Annotated in this window: 10 protein-coding genes; 3 read left to right on the top strand and 7 right to left on the bottom strand. The window is 69.9% G+C overall.

Annotated elements, in window-relative coordinates; genetic code table 11:
- Positions 1-38: 38 nt before the first annotated feature.
- The 3 genes from AC5RVS_RS14840 to AC5RVS_RS14830 all read right to left on the bottom strand — a co-directional run bounded on the left by AC5RVS_RS14840 (position 39) and on the right by AC5RVS_RS14830 (position 4,645).
- On the bottom strand, positions 39-1,139 hold the full coding sequence (locus tag AC5RVS_RS14840; RefSeq protein WP_494108852.1) for an alkaline phosphatase family protein: 1,101 nt from the start codon (positions 1,137-1,139) through the stop codon (positions 39-41).
- A gap of 83 nt (positions 1,140-1,222) precedes the next feature.
- Complete coding sequence (locus tag AC5RVS_RS14835; RefSeq protein WP_493987425.1) at positions 1,223-1,897, bottom strand: DUF5998 family protein; 675 nt, start codon at positions 1,895-1,897, stop codon at positions 1,223-1,225.
- A 39-nt stretch (positions 1,898-1,936) separates the two neighbouring features.
- Complete coding sequence (locus AC5RVS_RS14830) at positions 1,937-4,645, bottom strand: bifunctional acetate--CoA ligase family protein/GNAT family N-acetyltransferase (RefSeq protein ID WP_494108714.1); 2,709 nt, start codon at positions 4,643-4,645, stop codon at positions 1,937-1,939.
- Between the two features lie 47 nt (positions 4,646-4,692).
- Between AC5RVS_RS14830 and AC5RVS_RS14825 the strand changes: the two genes are divergently transcribed.
- Together AC5RVS_RS14825 and AC5RVS_RS14820 are read left to right on the top strand one after the other, a co-directional pair.
- Entirely contained in the window at positions 4,693-7,194 is a 2,502-nt protein-coding gene (locus AC5RVS_RS14825) for a DNA gyrase/topoisomerase IV subunit A (protein WP_494108713.1), read from the top strand.
- Between the two features lie 9 nt (positions 7,195-7,203).
- Positions 7,204-7,722, top strand: coding sequence for a DinB family protein (locus AC5RVS_RS14820; protein ID WP_494108712.1), 519 nt, complete (start codon positions 7,204-7,206; stop codon positions 7,720-7,722).
- Between the two features lie 50 nt (positions 7,723-7,772).
- Here the strand turns inward: AC5RVS_RS14820 and AC5RVS_RS14815 are convergent, their stop codons facing one another.
- The 4 genes from AC5RVS_RS14815 to AC5RVS_RS14800 are packed head-to-tail and all read right to left on the bottom strand — an operon-like array spanning position 7,773 to position 14,839.
- Complete coding sequence (locus AC5RVS_RS14815) at positions 7,773-8,756, bottom strand: GNAT family N-acetyltransferase (RefSeq protein WP_494108711.1); 984 nt, start codon at positions 8,754-8,756, stop codon at positions 7,773-7,775.
- Between the two features lie 4 nt (positions 8,757-8,760).
- Positions 8,761-12,147 (bottom strand): thiol reductant ABC exporter subunit CydD, encoded by a 3,387-nt coding sequence (gene cydD / locus AC5RVS_RS14810; RefSeq protein ID WP_494108710.1) that lies wholly within the window; start codon positions 12,145-12,147, stop codon positions 8,761-8,763.
- A 5-nt stretch (positions 12,148-12,152) separates the two neighbouring features.
- Entirely contained in the window at positions 12,153-13,172 is a 1,020-nt protein-coding gene (cydB, locus tag AC5RVS_RS14805) for a cytochrome d ubiquinol oxidase subunit II (protein ID WP_493987431.1), read from the bottom strand.
- Positions 13,173-13,204: 32 nt separating this feature from the next.
- A complete protein-coding gene (locus AC5RVS_RS14800; RefSeq protein WP_494108709.1) occupies positions 13,205-14,839 on the bottom strand; it encodes a cytochrome ubiquinol oxidase subunit I in 1,635 nt (544 codons plus the stop codon).
- Between the two features lie 191 nt (positions 14,840-15,030).
- Between AC5RVS_RS14800 and AC5RVS_RS14795 the strand changes: the two genes are divergently transcribed.
- On the top strand, positions 15,031-15,420 hold the full coding sequence (locus AC5RVS_RS14795) for a BlaI/MecI/CopY family transcriptional regulator (protein WP_493987433.1): 390 nt from the start codon (positions 15,031-15,033) through the stop codon (positions 15,418-15,420).

Here is a 15,420-nt window from a genome sequence, read left to right as displayed (position 1 = left end):
CGTTCCGGCGGCCTCCCGTTATCGGCGGGCGCGGAGTCCTAGCGCCGTTTGCCCGGAGCCGCCAGCGTCAGCAGGGGCACTTCCCGCTCCGCCTTGGTCAGCGAGCCGTGCTGGCCGACCACGGACAGTGCCGTCTCCGGAACGCGCCGGGTGTCGTAGAACGCGACGGGTTCGCGGGCGGCCACCATCAGGTCTCCGATGCGCGGCAGCACCCGCGGGTCGACTTGGCCGAAGAACCCGCGGCTGACCGCTTCTTCGCGGGTGAAGACCCAGGCCTGCTTCCCGTATTCCTGCAGCCAGGCACGGGCCACCTGTTCGCGCTGCCCGTCCGTGGCGTCCGGTTCAAAATAGAGATGCACCAGCCGCGGTTCGCCGCCGGTGTGCCGGACCCCTGCCACCAGGGCCGGGTCCGCCGAGTAGTCGAAACGAAATTCCTCCGCCACGTCCAGCATGCCGTGGTCCGCGGTCAGCAGCAGCAGCGTATCGGCCGGAAGCTGCCGGGCCAGGCGGCGCATGTCCGAATCAAGTTCCTCCAGCGCGTTCCCCCATTGGGCCGACGCCGCACCGAACCGGTGGCCCGCCTTGTCCAGTTCGTTGAAGTAGAGGTACACCAACGCCCGGTCCGTGGCCGCCAGCGCTTCGGCCGCGGCCTGGGTCCGGGCGTGGCCGGTGGCGCCGGGCACGAACGTGCTGCCGCGCAGCGCCGCCCGGGTCATGCCCGATTCCGCGAACCGGGGCAGGCTGACGGTGGTGACCGGAAGCTGCGCCGCTACCCGTTCAAACACCGTCGGATACGGTTGCCACACCTGCGGATCCACCCCGGGGTCCCAGCCTCCGAGCTGGTTCACCACCTTGTCCTGCCCGGGATCGAGGACGTCGTAGCCGACCATGCCGTGTTGCCCGGGTGCCAGCCCGGTCCCCAAACTGGCGAGGGACGCCGCCGTCGTCGATGGGAGGGCGCTGCCGAGGGTGCGCGAGTTGTCCATGGCCTGGCGCAGGAAGGGTGCATGTCCGCCGCGCTGCTTCAGCAGCGCCTTGCCCAGCCCGTCCACCATGACCACGCACACGCGCCGCGCCGGCGGCAGCTGCAGCTCATTGTCGAAGCCCTCGGCGCCCAGCGCGGCCGCGGCGCTGGTCATGACCTCGCCGAGGGAGTTGCGGCCGTAGCCGGGGGCAGCCGGAAGCGGTTCCTGTGTCAGGGTCACGCAGTCAGTCCCGCGGGTCAGCGGCCGTGGTGGCCGCGGACCAGGCGGTTGCCGATGCGCGGGCGCTGCTGCACCGGGCCCGGCGCGGCGGCGGGTTCCGGGTGGCTGGTGCTGACCTTGCGCAGGGCGCGGGCAAAGTCCTTGGCGTTTTGGACCGCCTGCAGCCCGTCGGCCTCCGCGCTGACCCGCAGCACGATGTCTTCCTGGACGATGTTGCCGGTGTAGCCGTGGTCGGCGTCGCACTGCGGATCGCCGCAGCCGGCCGGGCCCATGTCCAGCCGCTGGCCGCCGGACCAGGCGATGGCCAGGGTCAATTCGCGGGCCTGGTCGGCGGAGGTGTAGTTCTGCGGCTGGGCGTAGACGTAGCTGAGCACCACGGAGCGGATCTGGCTGACCGGGACCGACTCGGTGGAAATCTGCGCCACCATCTGCTCGCCCTCCTCGTCCAGCTGCTGGTCGTCCACGTGGGTGATCACCAGCATGTCCTCGGTGAGCACCAGCACGGTGATGTGCCGGTGCACCTCGTTGCGGTCGAAGTGTGTCTCCAGGTGCACCAGGTGGGACAGCGGCTCGCGCTCGTCCAAAGCGTCGTGGACCACGTCGGAAACCAGCAGCGGGTAAAAGCCTGCCCGGTTGAGGGCGTCATCGAGACTGCGGCGTTCGGCCGTCGAAAGGGGGCTCATGTGTTCCATAATCCCCTACCCTGCTGCCAGATGGCCAACCCGGACGGTTTAGTCACGCATGGCGCGCCGCGCGCTGTCGGTGCGGTGCGCGTGGTTTCCGAGCCGGATTTCGGCGTTCAGCACGGCCAGGCCCCGGTCGGAGAGCTGTACCGGGTTGAGTTCCAGCAACGCAACCTCGGGATGCTCGTCCTTGAGCTGCGCCACACGGGCGATCAGGTCTTCCAGCGCCGGAACGTCCACCGCCGGCAGGCCCTGGTAGCCGAAGAGCTTCTCGGCCGCGCGGGGTCCGCGGACCAGGTCCGCCACATCCACGGTGGTCAGCGGGGGAATCCGGTGGGACCAGTCCCCCAGCAGGTTGACGGCGTCGCCGGCCAGCCCGAAAGACACCACCGGGCCCAGGAGCGGATCCTCGATCGAGCGGATGGTGCAGGCCTGGCCCGCGGGCACCATCGACTGGACTTCCAGCGGGATGTCGCCGAACGGGGCCAGGCTGGCCCGCATGTGCGCGATGTTGGCGCGCAGGGTCGCCTCGTCGGTGATGTTCAGCCTGACCCCGCCGAGGTCCAGCCGTTGCCGCAGCCGCGCATCGGTGGTTTTGACGGCTACGGGCCAGCCGAGCCGTTCGGCAGCGGCCACGGCCTCGTCGTCGTGCGTGAAGCCGGCCGACTCCTGCACCGTGATGCCGTAGCAGCCCAGCAGCCGGGCGGTCTGCGCGGGGGTAGGCGTCAGCAGGTCGGTCCCCGTGACCCCGGCGAGCAGGGCGTCGATCTGCCGTTGGGCCTCGGCCGGGTCGGTTCCCGCCGGTTCGGCGAAGTCGCCCTGGTCGCGGGCCTTCCATTCGGCGTAGCGGACCACTGCCGCCAGCGCGTTCACGGCGCTGCCGGGGCTGGCAAAGCTGGGCAGGCCGCGCTGCAACCCGCCCTCGGCAACGCGGCCTCCGGTGGCGAGCAAGCCGTCGGTCCGTTCGGCCAGATCGAGCACGCCGGTGAAGGAGGCGACCACCGGCTTGCCGGCTTCTTCGGCGCAGTCCCGCAGCACCTCCGCCAGCAGGGAGGTCTGGATTCCGGTGGCGGGAAGGAGGGTGACGACGGCGGCGTGCACCTCGGGTGCGGACAGTGCCTGCCGCACCTGCCGGCGAAGCATCGGCAGCGCGTTGGACTGGCCGGTATTCAGGTTTAGCGCCACCTCCCGCCGGACCACGTCCAGCTGGTGCGCCTTGGCGGCGTCGGCCACCACGTTGCCCAGCGCCATGGAGTTGCTGAACACGGCCAGGTTGGCTCCGGCCGGAAGCGGCTGGCTGACCAGGACCTGCGCCACGTCCATCAGCTCTTCGTTGGTCTCTACGCGGATCACGCCGGACTGGCGGAACATCGCGTCGAGGGCGCCCAGCGGGGCCTGGGTTGTGCGCACCGCGTGGCCGGGCGGCAGTTGCAGTCCCATCACGTCGGACTTGGCTACGATCACCGGCTTGCTGCGCGAGAGCCGGCGCGCAATCCGGGAGAACTTTCGAGGGTTGCCGATGGATTCCAGGTAGAGCCCCACCGCCTTGGTGGCCGGGTCGTCTTCCCAATACTGCATCACATCGTTGCCGGAGACGTCGGCCCGGTTCCCCGCCGACACGGTGGACGACAGGCCCAGCCCGCGCCGGCTGGCGGCGGTGTAGAGCAGGACGCCGATCGCTGCGGACTGGCTGAACAGCCCGAGCGGCCCGCGCGGCGGCATGGCGGGCGCCATCGAGGCGTTCAGCGACACGGCCGGGTCGGTGTTCAGGAGTCCGAGCGAACCGGGGCCGATCACCCGCATGCCGTGGGCGCGGGCCTGGCGCACCAGCTCGCGCTGTCGTTGCAACCCTTCGTTCCCGGCTTGGGAGAAGCCGTCGCTGGCCACCAGGATTCCCTTGACCCCGGCGGCAGCGCATTCGCGGGCCACCTTGGGCACTTCCTCGTAAGGGACGGCGACGACGGCGAGTTCCACGGGGTGCGGGACGTCGGCGATGGCCGCGTGGGAGATCATGCCGTTCAGTTCGAAGGCCTGCGGGTTGATGGCGTAGACGGGGCCGGTGAAGCCGGCTTCGATGATGTTCTCCAGCAGCGAGTAGCCCACGCTGCCCCAGTCCCGGCTGGCGCCGATCACGGCCACGGATCCGGGCGCCAGCAGGGCAGCCACGCTCTTGGCCTCGGCCCGGTGTTCCCGCGCGGCCATCACGGCACGGGAGCGATCGGTCGGGTCGATGTCGAACTCGAGGGCGACCACTCCGTCGTCGAAATGGCGCCGCACCTCGTAGCCCGCGTCGTTGAAGACGGTGATCATCTTCCGGTTCTCCGGCAGCACTTCGGCGGAAAACTTGCTGATGCCGTTTTCCCGGGCGGCGGCGGCCAGATGCTCCAGCAGGATGGATCCCAGCCCCCTGCCCTGGTGGGCATCCGAAATGTTGAAGGCGACCTCGGCTTCGGCGGGATCGTCCAGCCTGTCATAGCGGCCAATCCCGATGATTTCGTCGCCGATGGTGATCACGAAGGCCACCCGGTTGACGTAATCGACGTTGGTGAAGCGGGCCAGTTCGCGGGCGCTGAGCTTGGACTTGAAGGTGAAAAAGCGCAGGTAGATGGAGCTCTCGGACTGCCCCACGTGGAAGGCCTGCAGGGCCTCGGCATCGGCCGGGACGATCGGGCGCAGGTGCGCCGTCCCGCCGTCGCGCAGCACGACATCCGCTTCCCAATAATCCGGATAATCGGGGGAATCAGCCTCTTGCGCCATAAACTCACTGTATCCGCAACTTTTAGCTAAGGACCGAAGCTCTACCCATGCCCCGACGCCAGACTCCCGCCCCCGAAGAGGACTACACGGAGAACATCGTCGATATCGACGTGACCTCCGAGATGGAAGGCTCCTTCCTCGAATACGCCTATTCGGTGATCTATTCGCGCGCACTGCCCGATGCCCGCGACGGGTTGAAGCCGGTGCAGCGCCGCATTCTCTACATGATGTCCCAGATGGGGCTGCGGCCGGACAAGGGGCATGTGAAGTCCGCCCGCGTGGTCGGCGAGGTGATGGGCAAGCTGCACCCGCACGGCGACGCCGCCATTTACGACGCGATGGTGCGGATGGCGCAGTCCTTCTCGCTGCGCATGCCGCTGATCGACGGCCACGGCAACTTCGGATCGCTCGACGACGGTCCCGCGGCACCGCGCTACACCGAGGCCCGCCTCGCGCCGCCGGCCCTGGCGCTGACCGACCACCTGGACGAAGACGTTGTGGACTTCGTTCCGAACTACGACAACCAGCTGATGCAGCCGGCGGTACTCCCGGCCGCTTTCCCCAACCTGCTGGTCAACGGTTCCTCCGGCATCGCCGTGGGCATGGCCACCAACATGGCGCCGCACAACCTCGGCGAGGTGATCGCCGCGGCCCAGCACCTGATCGCCAACCCGGACGCCACCCTCGAGGACATCATGCGGTTCGTCCCCGGACCCGATCTGCCCTCCGGCGGCAAGATCGTGGGCCTGGACGGCATCCGCGATGCGTATGCCACCGGCCGCGGCTCCTTCAAGACCCGCGCCAAGGTGGAGGTGGAGAAGCTCACAGCCCGCCGCACCGGCCTGGTGGTCACCGAACTGCCCTACGGCGTGGGCCCGGAGAAGGTGATCGAAAAGATCAAGGACGCCGTCACGTCCAAGAAGCTGCAGGGCATCAGCGACATCGTGGACCTCACCGACCGGCAGCACGGCCTGCGCCTGGTCATCGAGCTGAAGAACGGCTTCAATCCCAACGCCGTGTTGGCGCAGCTGTACCGCTATTCGCCCATGGAGGACTCCTTCGGCATCAACAATGTGACGCTGGTCGACGGGCAGCCGCGCACGCTGGGCCTGATGGAACTGCTGCAGGTCTACCTCAGCCACCGCATCGGCGTCGTGCGCCGGCGCACCGCGTTCCGGTTGGGCAAGAAGAAGGACCGGCTGCATCTGGTCGAAGGCCTGCTGATTGCCATCGTGGACATCGACGAGGTCATCCAGATCATCCGCTCCTCGGACGAGGCCGCCGCCGCCCGCGAACGGTTGATGGCCATCTACGACCTGTCCGAAATCCAGGCCAATCACATCCTCGAACTGCGGCTGCGCCAGCTGACCAAATACTCGCGGATCGAGCTCGAGAAGGAACAGGACGAACTGCGCCGCGAAATCGCCGGGTTGGAGGAGATCCTGGCCAACGAGGCCATGCTGCGCCAGCTGGTCTCCGACGAACTGGGCGAGGTTTCCGCGCTCTACGCCACGCCGCGGCGGACCGTGCTGCTCGAATCGGAGGCGGCGGCCCCGCTCCGCGGCACCGCCCTGCCGGCTCCCGCGGCCGCCGGCAAGAACGCCAAGGCCGCCCTGCCGCTGCAGATCGCGGACGATCCGTGCTGGGTCCTGCTCTCCGCTTCCGGCCAGCTCGCCCGCACGGTGGACCAGGAGCCCCTGTCGGACGGCCAGCGGATCAGGCACGATGTCCTGGCGTCCGTCGTCAAGACCACGGCGCGGGCCGAAATCGGAGCCGTGACCTCGCTGGGCCGGATGCTGCGGCTCCCGGTCTTGGACATGCCGGTGCTCGCCGCCGCTGCCGGATCGCCCAACCTGGCCGGCGGCGTCCCGGTCAAGGAGTTCGTGACCCTGGCGAAGGGCGAATCCCTGGTGGCTTTGGCGCCGCTGGACAAGGTCCTGGCCCTAGGCACTGCGCAGGGCATCGTCAAGCGCGTGACCCCGGACTACCCGCTCAACCGGGACGACTGGGAGATCATCGCGCTCAAGCCCAAGGACTACATCGTGGGCCTGAGCGTCCCGGCCGACGACGACGAACTGGTCTTCATCACCCGCCAGGCGCAACTGCTTCACTTCCCGGCCTCGGCGGTGCGCGCCCAGGGCCGCACAGCCGGCGGTGTCGCGGGCATCAAGCTGAGCGCGGAAGACGCCGTGGCGTTCTTTGGTGCGGTCGCCGCGGGGGATGCCGACGCCGTCGTCGTCACCGTCGCCTCCACCCGGGAAGCCCTGCCGGGCACCTCCCCCGGCTCGGTCAAGGTCACCCCGTTCACCGAGTACCCGGCCAAGGGCCGCGCTACCGGCGGAGTGCGCGCGCACCGCTTCCTGAAGGGCGAGGACATACTCTCGCTGGCGTGGGCCGGGCACGGTCCGGCGAAGGCAAGCTCGTCCAACGGCGCCTCGCGGGCCCTGCCCACCGAACACGGCCGCCGCGACGGTTCCGGCATCCCGTTGTCCCAGCCGGTGGACGCCGTCGGTCCCTCCCTATCGCAGCAGGGGGCGGAAGACTCCTAAGCTGGCTGCATGGCGATCATCCCCGACACCAAGGACTGGACGTGGGTCACCGAGCGGCCCTGCCCGGAATGCGGCTTCGACCCGGCCGGCGTCACGCCGGACCGGATCGGACCGGCGGTGCTGGCCACGGTGCCCCGCTGGCAGGCGGCCCTGGCGGAGCCCGGCGTCCACGTCCGCCCCAACGACTCGACGTGGTCGGTGCTGGAGTACGCGGCGCACGTGCGTGATGTCTGCCGGGTGTTCGATGCCCGGCTGGAGCTGATGCTCAGCCAGGACAACCCGGAGTTTGCCGACTGGGACCAGAACGCCGCGGCCGTAAAGGGGCGTTACGGCAGCCAGGACCCGCTCGCCGTGGCCCAGGAACTGGCGGCGGCCGCGGCGGAGGTGGCCGCCGGCTTCAATGCGGTGACCCCGGCCGAATGGGACCGGCGCGGCAGGCGCAGCAACGGTTCGGCTTTCACGGTGACCACGCTCGGAAGCTACTTCCTGCACGACGTCATGCATCACCTGCACGACGTCGGGGCGTAGCCGTCGGCCGGCCGCCCTGCACGACGCCGGGGCGCAGGCCCCTGCCCGCGTCAGGTCAGCGGCAGTTCATAGTCCAGGTAGCGCTGGGTGGGCACGTAGCCCATCCGCGTGTAGAGTGCGAGTGCCCCGCTGGGATTGTGCGTGTCCACGCCCAGGCCGGCGTGTGCCATCCCGCCGGCCCGGAACCGGCGCATCGCTTCGGCCAACAGCGCCTGGGCCAGCCCGCGGCCGCGCCATGGCCTGCGGACGCCGAGGAGATTGGTGAACCCTTCGTCGTACCCTGACTGCAGCTTGTACTCGGGGTCGAAGCTGGCCACCTGGTAGGCCACCGTCTCGCCCGACGAGGCCTCCACCACCGACATGCTCCACTCCGGCTTGGTTTGCGGATGCCTCACCAGGGTGTTCCACCGGCGCTCGTCCCTGGGCTCGCTGCCCCAGTGGTCCGCAAAGGCCTCGTTGTGGGCGAGCCTCACGGCCTCGCTGTCCTCCGGGTCCAGGTCGACGAACGCGAACCCCTCGGCCAGCGGTGCTTCCGGAATCGTCTCCAGCGGCCGGGTCATCTCGGTGAAGTAGCGCACCACCGTGGCGCCCACGGCGGCCATCAGCGCGTTGTGCGCCGGGTCCCGTTCTTCGGTGCTGGTCCGCAGGACACCGCCGGCGATGCCGGCCGCGCTGAACCGGCGACGCTGGCACTCGGCCTGCCAGTCGTAGAGCGCCCTGCCAATGCCGCGGCGGCGCCATTCCGGGTCGACGCCGCCCCAGGTGTGGGCCGCCGCGGAGCCGGCGTTCGCGTAGACCCGCCCCACGGCACGGACCGTTCCGTCGGCGTCCACGCCGATGGCCGTGGTCTGCGCCGGGTCGTTGGCGGGGTCGTCGAACGCCTCCGCCAGGTCCGCCGTCGTCTCGACCCAGACCGGCTGGTCCACGGCGGCCATGCGGCGGATCAACTGGTGCCAGCCCTCGATGTCCGAGGCGGACATGGGGCGCCAGCGCAGGACTCCGCCGGGAAGGTCCGGCAGGTCGGGATCGGTCATTGCCTCAGCTTAGGGCAGCGGCGTAGCCGGTAGCCAGACGCAGCCGGTGCTCGCACCAGGCGGCTTGCCGCTCGTCATGGGTCACCATGACCACTGCTTTGCCGGCGAGCCCGCGGCGCAGGTCGGCCAGCAACGCGTCCGCCGCCTCGCGGTCCAAGTGCGCGGTCGGTTCATCCAGCAGCACCACGTCCGAGTCGGCCAGCAGCGCCCGGGCCACGGCGAGCCGCTGGCGCTGGCCGCCGGAGAGGAAGTGCCCGCCCGGGCCGATCCGAGTGCCCAGCCCGTGCGGCAGCCCGGCCAGGAATCCGCCCAGCCCCACGGCGGTGAGCGCCGAGCACATCTCCTCTTCGGTCGGCGCGTCCGTGGCCGGGCGCGCCAGCAGGAGATTGGCCCGGAGCGTTGAGTTGAACAGGTGCGCCTCCTGCGGCATCCACGCGATGGCGGACCGCGGCGCCCCGCCGGCCATTCCGTTGACCAGGTAGTGGCCGGATGCCGGCGGCAGGAAGCCCAGCAGCACACCGAGCAGCGTGGACTTCCCGCTGCCCGAAGGGCCGGTGACCGCCAGCCATTGTCCGCGCTCCACCCGCAGGTCCACTCCGGTGAAGGCGTCGTGGCCGGCGCCCGGGTACCGGTAGGAAACGTTGCGCAGTTCCAACGTTTCGACCGGGGCTTCCCGCCGCGTTTCGCCCGTCGGACCCGCGCCGCTGGTGCCCAGCTCCGGCATGACGCGCGCACCGGCCTCGCGCCAGGCGCCCCATTGCTGCACGGCGGTGTTCACCGCCATGAACGGTTCCGCCAGCGCCAACTGCATCAGGACGACGACGGCGGCCGCCCCCGGCACTGTTCCACCGGCGGAACCGATCATCACCACCGCGGACAGGGAACAGGTCAGCACGGTCAGGGCGTGTCCCAGGCCCTGCGCCCAGGCGCTGCGCTGCACGGCGGCGGTGGCTTCCCGGTCCAGGCGGCGGGCCCGCTGCAGCAGCGGCCCGGCCGCCGTGTTTGCGGCCAGGTCCGGCGCTGCCGCCAGCAGCCGAGTGAAAGCGTTCAGCGACCTGCCCTTGACCCGCACGTTCGTCGCCTGGGCGTGGCGGTCGGCCCCGCGCGTCACGGCGGGGGCACCCACCACGCAGATCCCCGAGAGCAGCAGCTGCCACCCCAGGGCCGCGGGCATCAGCAGGGCCGTGGCCACGCAGGACGCGGCGGCCACCAGCAGGCCCATCAGCGGGGCGAAGACGGCGCGGGGCGCGATGTCCCGCAGTTCGTCCACATCTCCGACCAGCCGTTCCAGGGCGCCGCCGCCGCGGGCCAGCCGCCGCCACGCCGCCGGCCGCTGCAGCAGCCCGTTCCACAGCCGGATCCGCAGCCGGTCGGTGCTTTCGAAGACGGCGTCGTGCAGCTTCAGCCGCTCCTGATAGCGCAGGACCGAGCGTCCGATCCCGAAGAACCGGACGCCGACGATGGAGGTCATCAGGTACAGGATGGGCGGTTGCTCGCTGGCATAAACAATCAGCCAGCCGGACAGGCCCGCCAACGCGACGGCGAAGAGCGCTGCGCCGAGGCCAAAGCACAACGCCGCCAGGAAGCGGGGGCTCCACGGCCGCAGCAGCGCCGCCTGCCGCCAGAGGCCGGGCCCGGCGCCGGCGGCGCCCTCCCCCGGCGTTTCCGTTCGGGAGCCTGCCGTGGATTCGGGCGCGGGCCCGCCGCGTTCGGCCTCCGGTGCCGCGGGCCGCGGACCGCCGGTACGCGCCGGGGCGGCAGGAACTCCCCCGGGCGCCGGCATCACCGGCACCACGTGGTCGGCGAGCGCCGCCGTGTCCGGGTCGTGTGCCACCAGCACCGTGGTCACCCGGCCGCGGAGCCCGTGCAGCGCGGCCTGAATCGCGCGGGCGCTGCGCTCATCCACGTGTGCGGTGGGTTCATCGGCCAGCAGCACGTCCACACCGGGGACATGTTCGATCCGGGCCAAGGCCCGTGCCACGGCCACGCGGCGCAGCTCTCCCGGGCTGAGGTCGCCGGTGTCCGCGTCCGCCAAACCGGCGGCATTGACCCGCGCCAGCGCTTCCTCCGCCGCCGCACGCCCGGCCGGTCCTGCCAGCCCCGCATACAGGGCCACCTCTTCGGCCGCGGTGGCTTCGGAGGGAACCGGGTGCTGCGGGATCCACGCGATCCGGCCGCGGTCGACGCCGGACACCTGGCCGGCCAGGTGGATGCCGGCCCCGTCCCGGCGCAGGCCGGCCAGGATCTCCAGCACCGTGGTCTTGCCGCCCCCGCTTGGTCCGGACAGGGCGGTGATGCGGCCGGCCGGTGCCGTGAAATCCAGCCCTTCCAGCACCTGGCCGCGGCCCGGGTAGCCGGCAGCCAGCCCCGCGACCCGCAGCTGGGGCGCTTCCCTGCCGGCGGCCCCGGACCGATGCCCGGCGTCCGAAGCGGGGACCAGCGGCCGGCCGGGCGGCGCGTCCAGCACGGCCTTGCTGCGTTCGAGGGCTTCCAGGCCGTCTTCGCTCGCGTGATGCGCTGAGCCGAGGTCGCGCAGCGGCTGGAAACACTCCGGAGCCAGGATCAGGGCCAGCAGTCCGGCTTCCAGGTCCATTTCGCCGTAGACGAGCCGGATGCCCACGAACACCGCCACCACGGCCACGGAGATGGTGGCGATCAGTTCCAGTGCCAGTGAGGACAGGAAGGCGACCCGCAGGGTGGCCAGGGTCCGCTCCCGGTAGGCGCGGGCGACATCGCCCAGGGCCCTGGTCTGTGCGGCAGCCCGGCCCAGCCCGACCAGGACCGGGAGTCCGCGGGCCAGTTCCAGCAGGTGGTCGGACAGGCGGTCCAAAGCCGCGGCGGCCTGTTTGGTCCGGTCTTCGGTGTGCTTGCCGATCAGGATCATGAAGACCGGCACCAGCGGCAGCGTGAGCACCACGATCAGCGCGCTCACCCAGTCAGCGGCCAGGATCCGCAGCCCCACCAGCAGGGGCACCGTGGCGCAGGTCACCAGCGCCGGCAGGTACTTGGCGTAATAGTCGTCCAGGTTGTCCAGTCCCCGGGTGGCCAGCACGCTCAGGGCGCCCTCACCCAGGGCGGAGCGGTCGCCCCCGGCCGGGGAGCCGCCGCCGTCGTGCAGGATCCGCGCAGCGAGCCGGGCCCGCAGGTCCTCCTTGACCCCGGCCGCCGCCCGCTGCGCCGCGACATCCTGGCCCCACGCCGCGGCCGCGCGCAGTACGGCGCCGAGCGCGCCGGGCAGGAGCACCGCATCCCAGCTGAAAGTCCCGGCCGCCACGCCCGCCACCCCGGCGGCCACCGCCGAAGCGAGCATCACCAAGCCGCCGGCCTTGACGGCCGCGGCCAGCCCCAGCAGGTAGAGCGCACGTTTGCCGGCGGCGCCCGCCGGAAGCATCGGCTTCACTGTGCGGTGACGGCGTGTGCTGCGGGGATGGCGGATGCGCTCACGCGCTTGCGGAACACCCAGTAGGTGTAGCCCTGGTAGACCAGCACCGCCGGGATGCCGAACAACGCCACCACGCTCATCACGCCCAGCGTGTAGTCCGAGGACGACGCCGAACCCACCGTCAGGCTGAATGCCTCGTCGACGGTCGAGGGCAGCACGGTGGGGAACACCGCGGTGAAGATGGTTGCCGTCCCGGCGACCACGAAAATGCCCAGCCCGGCGAAGGAGAGTCCGTCCCGCCCGGCCTTGGCCAGCAGCCAGGCCGCCGCCGCACCGAGGGCGGCGACCAGCAGCGTCGCCACCGTCAGCGCCTTGCCGTGGCGCAGCACCAACACGGCCGCCCAGGCGGCCATCGGCAGCAGCGCCACCGGCAGCCAGCGCAGGACCAGCGCCTTGGCCCGCAACCGGATCCCGCCGTCGGTCTTCAGCGCCAGGAACGCCGCCGCGTGCACCAGGCTGAAGCCGACCACTGCCAGCCCGCCGAGCACTGCATAGCCGTTGAACCAGGCGAACGGTCCGCCCACGCGGTCGCCGTTGGCGTTGAGCGGCAGGCCGGTGGTGGTCAGGGCGAGCATGGCGCCGACGCCGAAGGCCGCGACCAAGGAGCCCAGCGCGATCGCCCAGTCCCAGCGGGCCCGCCACCGATCGGTGTCCACCTTGCCGCGGTATTCGATGCCGACGGCGCGGAAGATCAGGGCCAGCAGCACCAGCACCAGCGGGAGGTACAGGCCGGAGAACAGGGCGGCGTACCACTCGGGGAAAGCCGCAAACGTGGCAGCCCCCGCGGTGACCAGCCAGACTTCGTTGCCGTCCCAGACCGGGCCGATGGTGTTGAGCAGCACGCGGCGCTCCGTGTTGTTCCGGGCGAAGCCGCGCATCATCATGCCGACGCCGAGGTCGAATCCCTCCAGGAACAGGTACCCGGTCCAGAAGAAGGCGATGACAATGAACCAGATGGTGGGCAGGGTTTCCATGTAGCCGTCCTTATCGATCCGTAGGAGCCGGTTCAGTACGCGAAGGCGAGCACATCATCGGTGTCTTTGCCGTCGCCGTTGTTTCCGTCTCCGTCCTTGCCGCGGCCGCCGGTGCCGTCGCCGCCGTCGTCCTTGCCCGGGCCATCCGCGGACGTTGCGTGCAGCAGTTCGGGCATCGCCGCGGGCACACCGCCGCGGCAGTAGGCCGCGAGCAGCTTCACTTCCACCACCAGCAGTGAGCCGTAGACCAGGGTGAAGGCGCTCAGCGAGAAAATCAGCTCCCCCAGCGAGACGCCCGGCGACACGGCCGCGGCCGTGAACATGAAGACGTTGTCGATGCCGTCGGGGTCCGGGTTGGGTGCGACGACGAACGGTTGGCGGCCCATCTCCGTGAAGATCCAGCCGGCCGAGTTGGCGCCGAACGGGGCGAGGATTCCGAGCACGGCCAGCCGCATCAGCCACTTCGATTCGGGCACGGTGCCCTTGCGCACCACCCACAGGGCGACGGCGGCGGCCGCGGCTGCCAACATGCCGAAGGTGATCATCATCCGGAAGCCCCAGTACGTGACTTCCATGACCGGCACGTAGTCGATTTCGCTGCCGGCGCGCTCGCCGTAGATCGGGTTGTCGGGCAGGTGCGTCCCGAAGCGCTCCTGGTACTCCGGCAGCAGGCTGTTGATGCCCCGGATCTCGGTGTCGAAGTCGCCGTTGGCCATGAAGGAGAGCAGTCCGGGCAACTCCACCACGGCGACCATGTCGTCGCAGTCGTTGGAGCCGAGGTCGCCGACCGTCAGGATGGAGAAGCCGGTCCCGTCGTGGCAGGCGGCCTCCGCCGCCGCCATCTTCATGGGCTGTTGCTGGAACATCAGTTTGGCCTGCAGGTCCCCGGTGAGGGACACGCCGGCGAAGGAGACGACGGCGACGACGGCGCCGATCCGCAGCGAGCGGAGCCAGACCTTGTGGTCGGCCGCATCCCTGCCGCGTGCCGGATCCGATCCCACGACCACCGTGCCGTCCGGGCCTACGGTGTCGATGCCGTCGCGGCGGCGCTTCCACAGGTGGTACCAGCTGATGCCCAGCAGGAAACCGCCGGCGACCGAGGTGGCGCCGAAGATTGTGTGCGGGAAAGCCACCAGCAGGGTGTTGTTGGTCAGCACCGCCCAGACGTCCACCATCACCGGCCGCCCGTCGACCATTTCAACGCCGACCGGATGCTGCATCCAGGAGTTCGCGGCCAGGATGAAGTAGGCCGAACAGACGGTGGCCAGCGAGGCGCCCCAAATGCTGAGCAGGTGCACCGCTTTGGGCAGCCGGCCCCAGCCGAAAATCCACAACCCCAGGAAGATGGACTCCACGAAGAACGCGAGCAGCGCCTCCATGGCCAGCGGCGCGCCGAAGACGTCGCCGACGAAACGGCTGTACTCGCTCCAGGCCATGCCAAACTGGAACTCCTGGACCAGGCCGGTGGCCACACCCATGATGAAGTTGATCAGGAACAATTTGCCCCAGAACTTGGTCATCCTCAGGTACTGGTCCTTGCCGGTGCGGTACCAGGCCGTGTGCATGATCGCGACGAGCAGCCCGAGGCCAATGGTCAGCGGCACCATGAGGAAGTGGTAGACAGTCGTGATACCGAACTGCCACCGCGCGATTTCCAGTGCTTCCATTGCCATTGCCTCCCCGGACTGAACTGGGTATCCGGACAGCTCCGGAAACCTTTTCTACAAGCCGTAGAACTTAATCTTCTACGAACTGTAGAACATTTGGGCGAAAGACGGTAAATTAGAGACCAAGAGCACGGTCGCGGAAAGGTTCTGCGCGCCGTCGATGCGACGTTAAAGAGACGAAAAGGAACCAGATGGCTACTCTCGGAGATTTGGAACGGGCGGTCATGGACGTGCTGTGGTCCCAGAACGCCGCCGATCCTGCTGAAGCCGGCCTGACGGCCAATGAGCTGCGCGACACTTTGGCACAGGTCTCCGCGGACGGAGCGGATGGCAAGGAGTTGGCCGTCACGACGGTGCTGACGGTCCTGTCCCGGCTTGAGAAGAAGGGACTGGTCCAGCGCGGCCGCGACATCCGCCCCCACCGCTACCGGGCAGTAACGAGCCGTGAAGAGCACACCGTGGAGCTGATGCACGAAGTCTTGGGCTCGGCCCCGGACCGCGAGGCCGTCCTGGCCCGGTTTATCGGCACGGTCAGCGACGAGGAAGCCGAAACCCTGCGCAAGATCCTCTCTTCCGACTGA

This window comes from Arthrobacter sp. Y3221048, assembly GCF_059092685.1.
Note: the sequence above shows the minus strand (reverse complement) of the source record. Positions and strands in the feature narration are given on the sequence as shown.

What these genes read in the sequence shown, in the direction of transcription:
- AC5RVS_RS14815 (WP_494108711.1), bottom strand. Translation starts at nt 8,756, where the DNA reads ATGACCGATCCCGACCTGCCGGACCTTCCCGGCGGAGTCCTGCGCTGG.
- cydB (WP_493987431.1), bottom strand. Translation starts at nt 13,172, where the DNA reads ATGGAAACCCTGCCCACCATCTGGTTCATTGTCATCGCCTTCTTCTGG.
- AC5RVS_RS14830 (WP_494108714.1), bottom strand. Translation starts at nt 4,645, where the DNA reads ATGGCGCAAGAGGCTGATTCCCCCGATTATCCGGATTATTGGGAAGCG.
- AC5RVS_RS14795 (WP_493987433.1), top strand. Translation starts at nt 15,031, where the DNA reads ATGGCTACTCTCGGAGATTTGGAACGGGCGGTCATGGACGTGCTGTGG.
- AC5RVS_RS14840 (WP_494108852.1), bottom strand. Translation starts at nt 1,139, where the DNA reads ATGACCAGCGCCGCGGCCGCGCTGGGCGCCGAGGGCTTCGACAATGAG.
- AC5RVS_RS14820 (WP_494108712.1), top strand. Translation starts at nt 7,204, where the DNA reads ATGGCGATCATCCCCGACACCAAGGACTGGACGTGGGTCACCGAGCGG.
- AC5RVS_RS14825 (WP_494108713.1), top strand. Translation starts at nt 4,693, where the DNA reads ATGCCCCGACGCCAGACTCCCGCCCCCGAAGAGGACTACACGGAGAAC.
- AC5RVS_RS14800 (WP_494108709.1), bottom strand. Translation starts at nt 14,839, where the DNA reads ATGGAAGCACTGGAAATCGCGCGGTGGCAGTTCGGTATCACGACTGTC.
- AC5RVS_RS14835 (WP_493987425.1), bottom strand. Translation starts at nt 1,897, where the DNA reads ATGGAACACATGAGCCCCCTTTCGACGGCCGAACGCCGCAGTCTCGAT.
- cydD (WP_494108710.1), bottom strand. Translation starts at nt 12,147, where the DNA reads ATGCTTCCGGCGGGCGCCGCCGGCAAACGTGCGCTCTACCTGCTGGGG.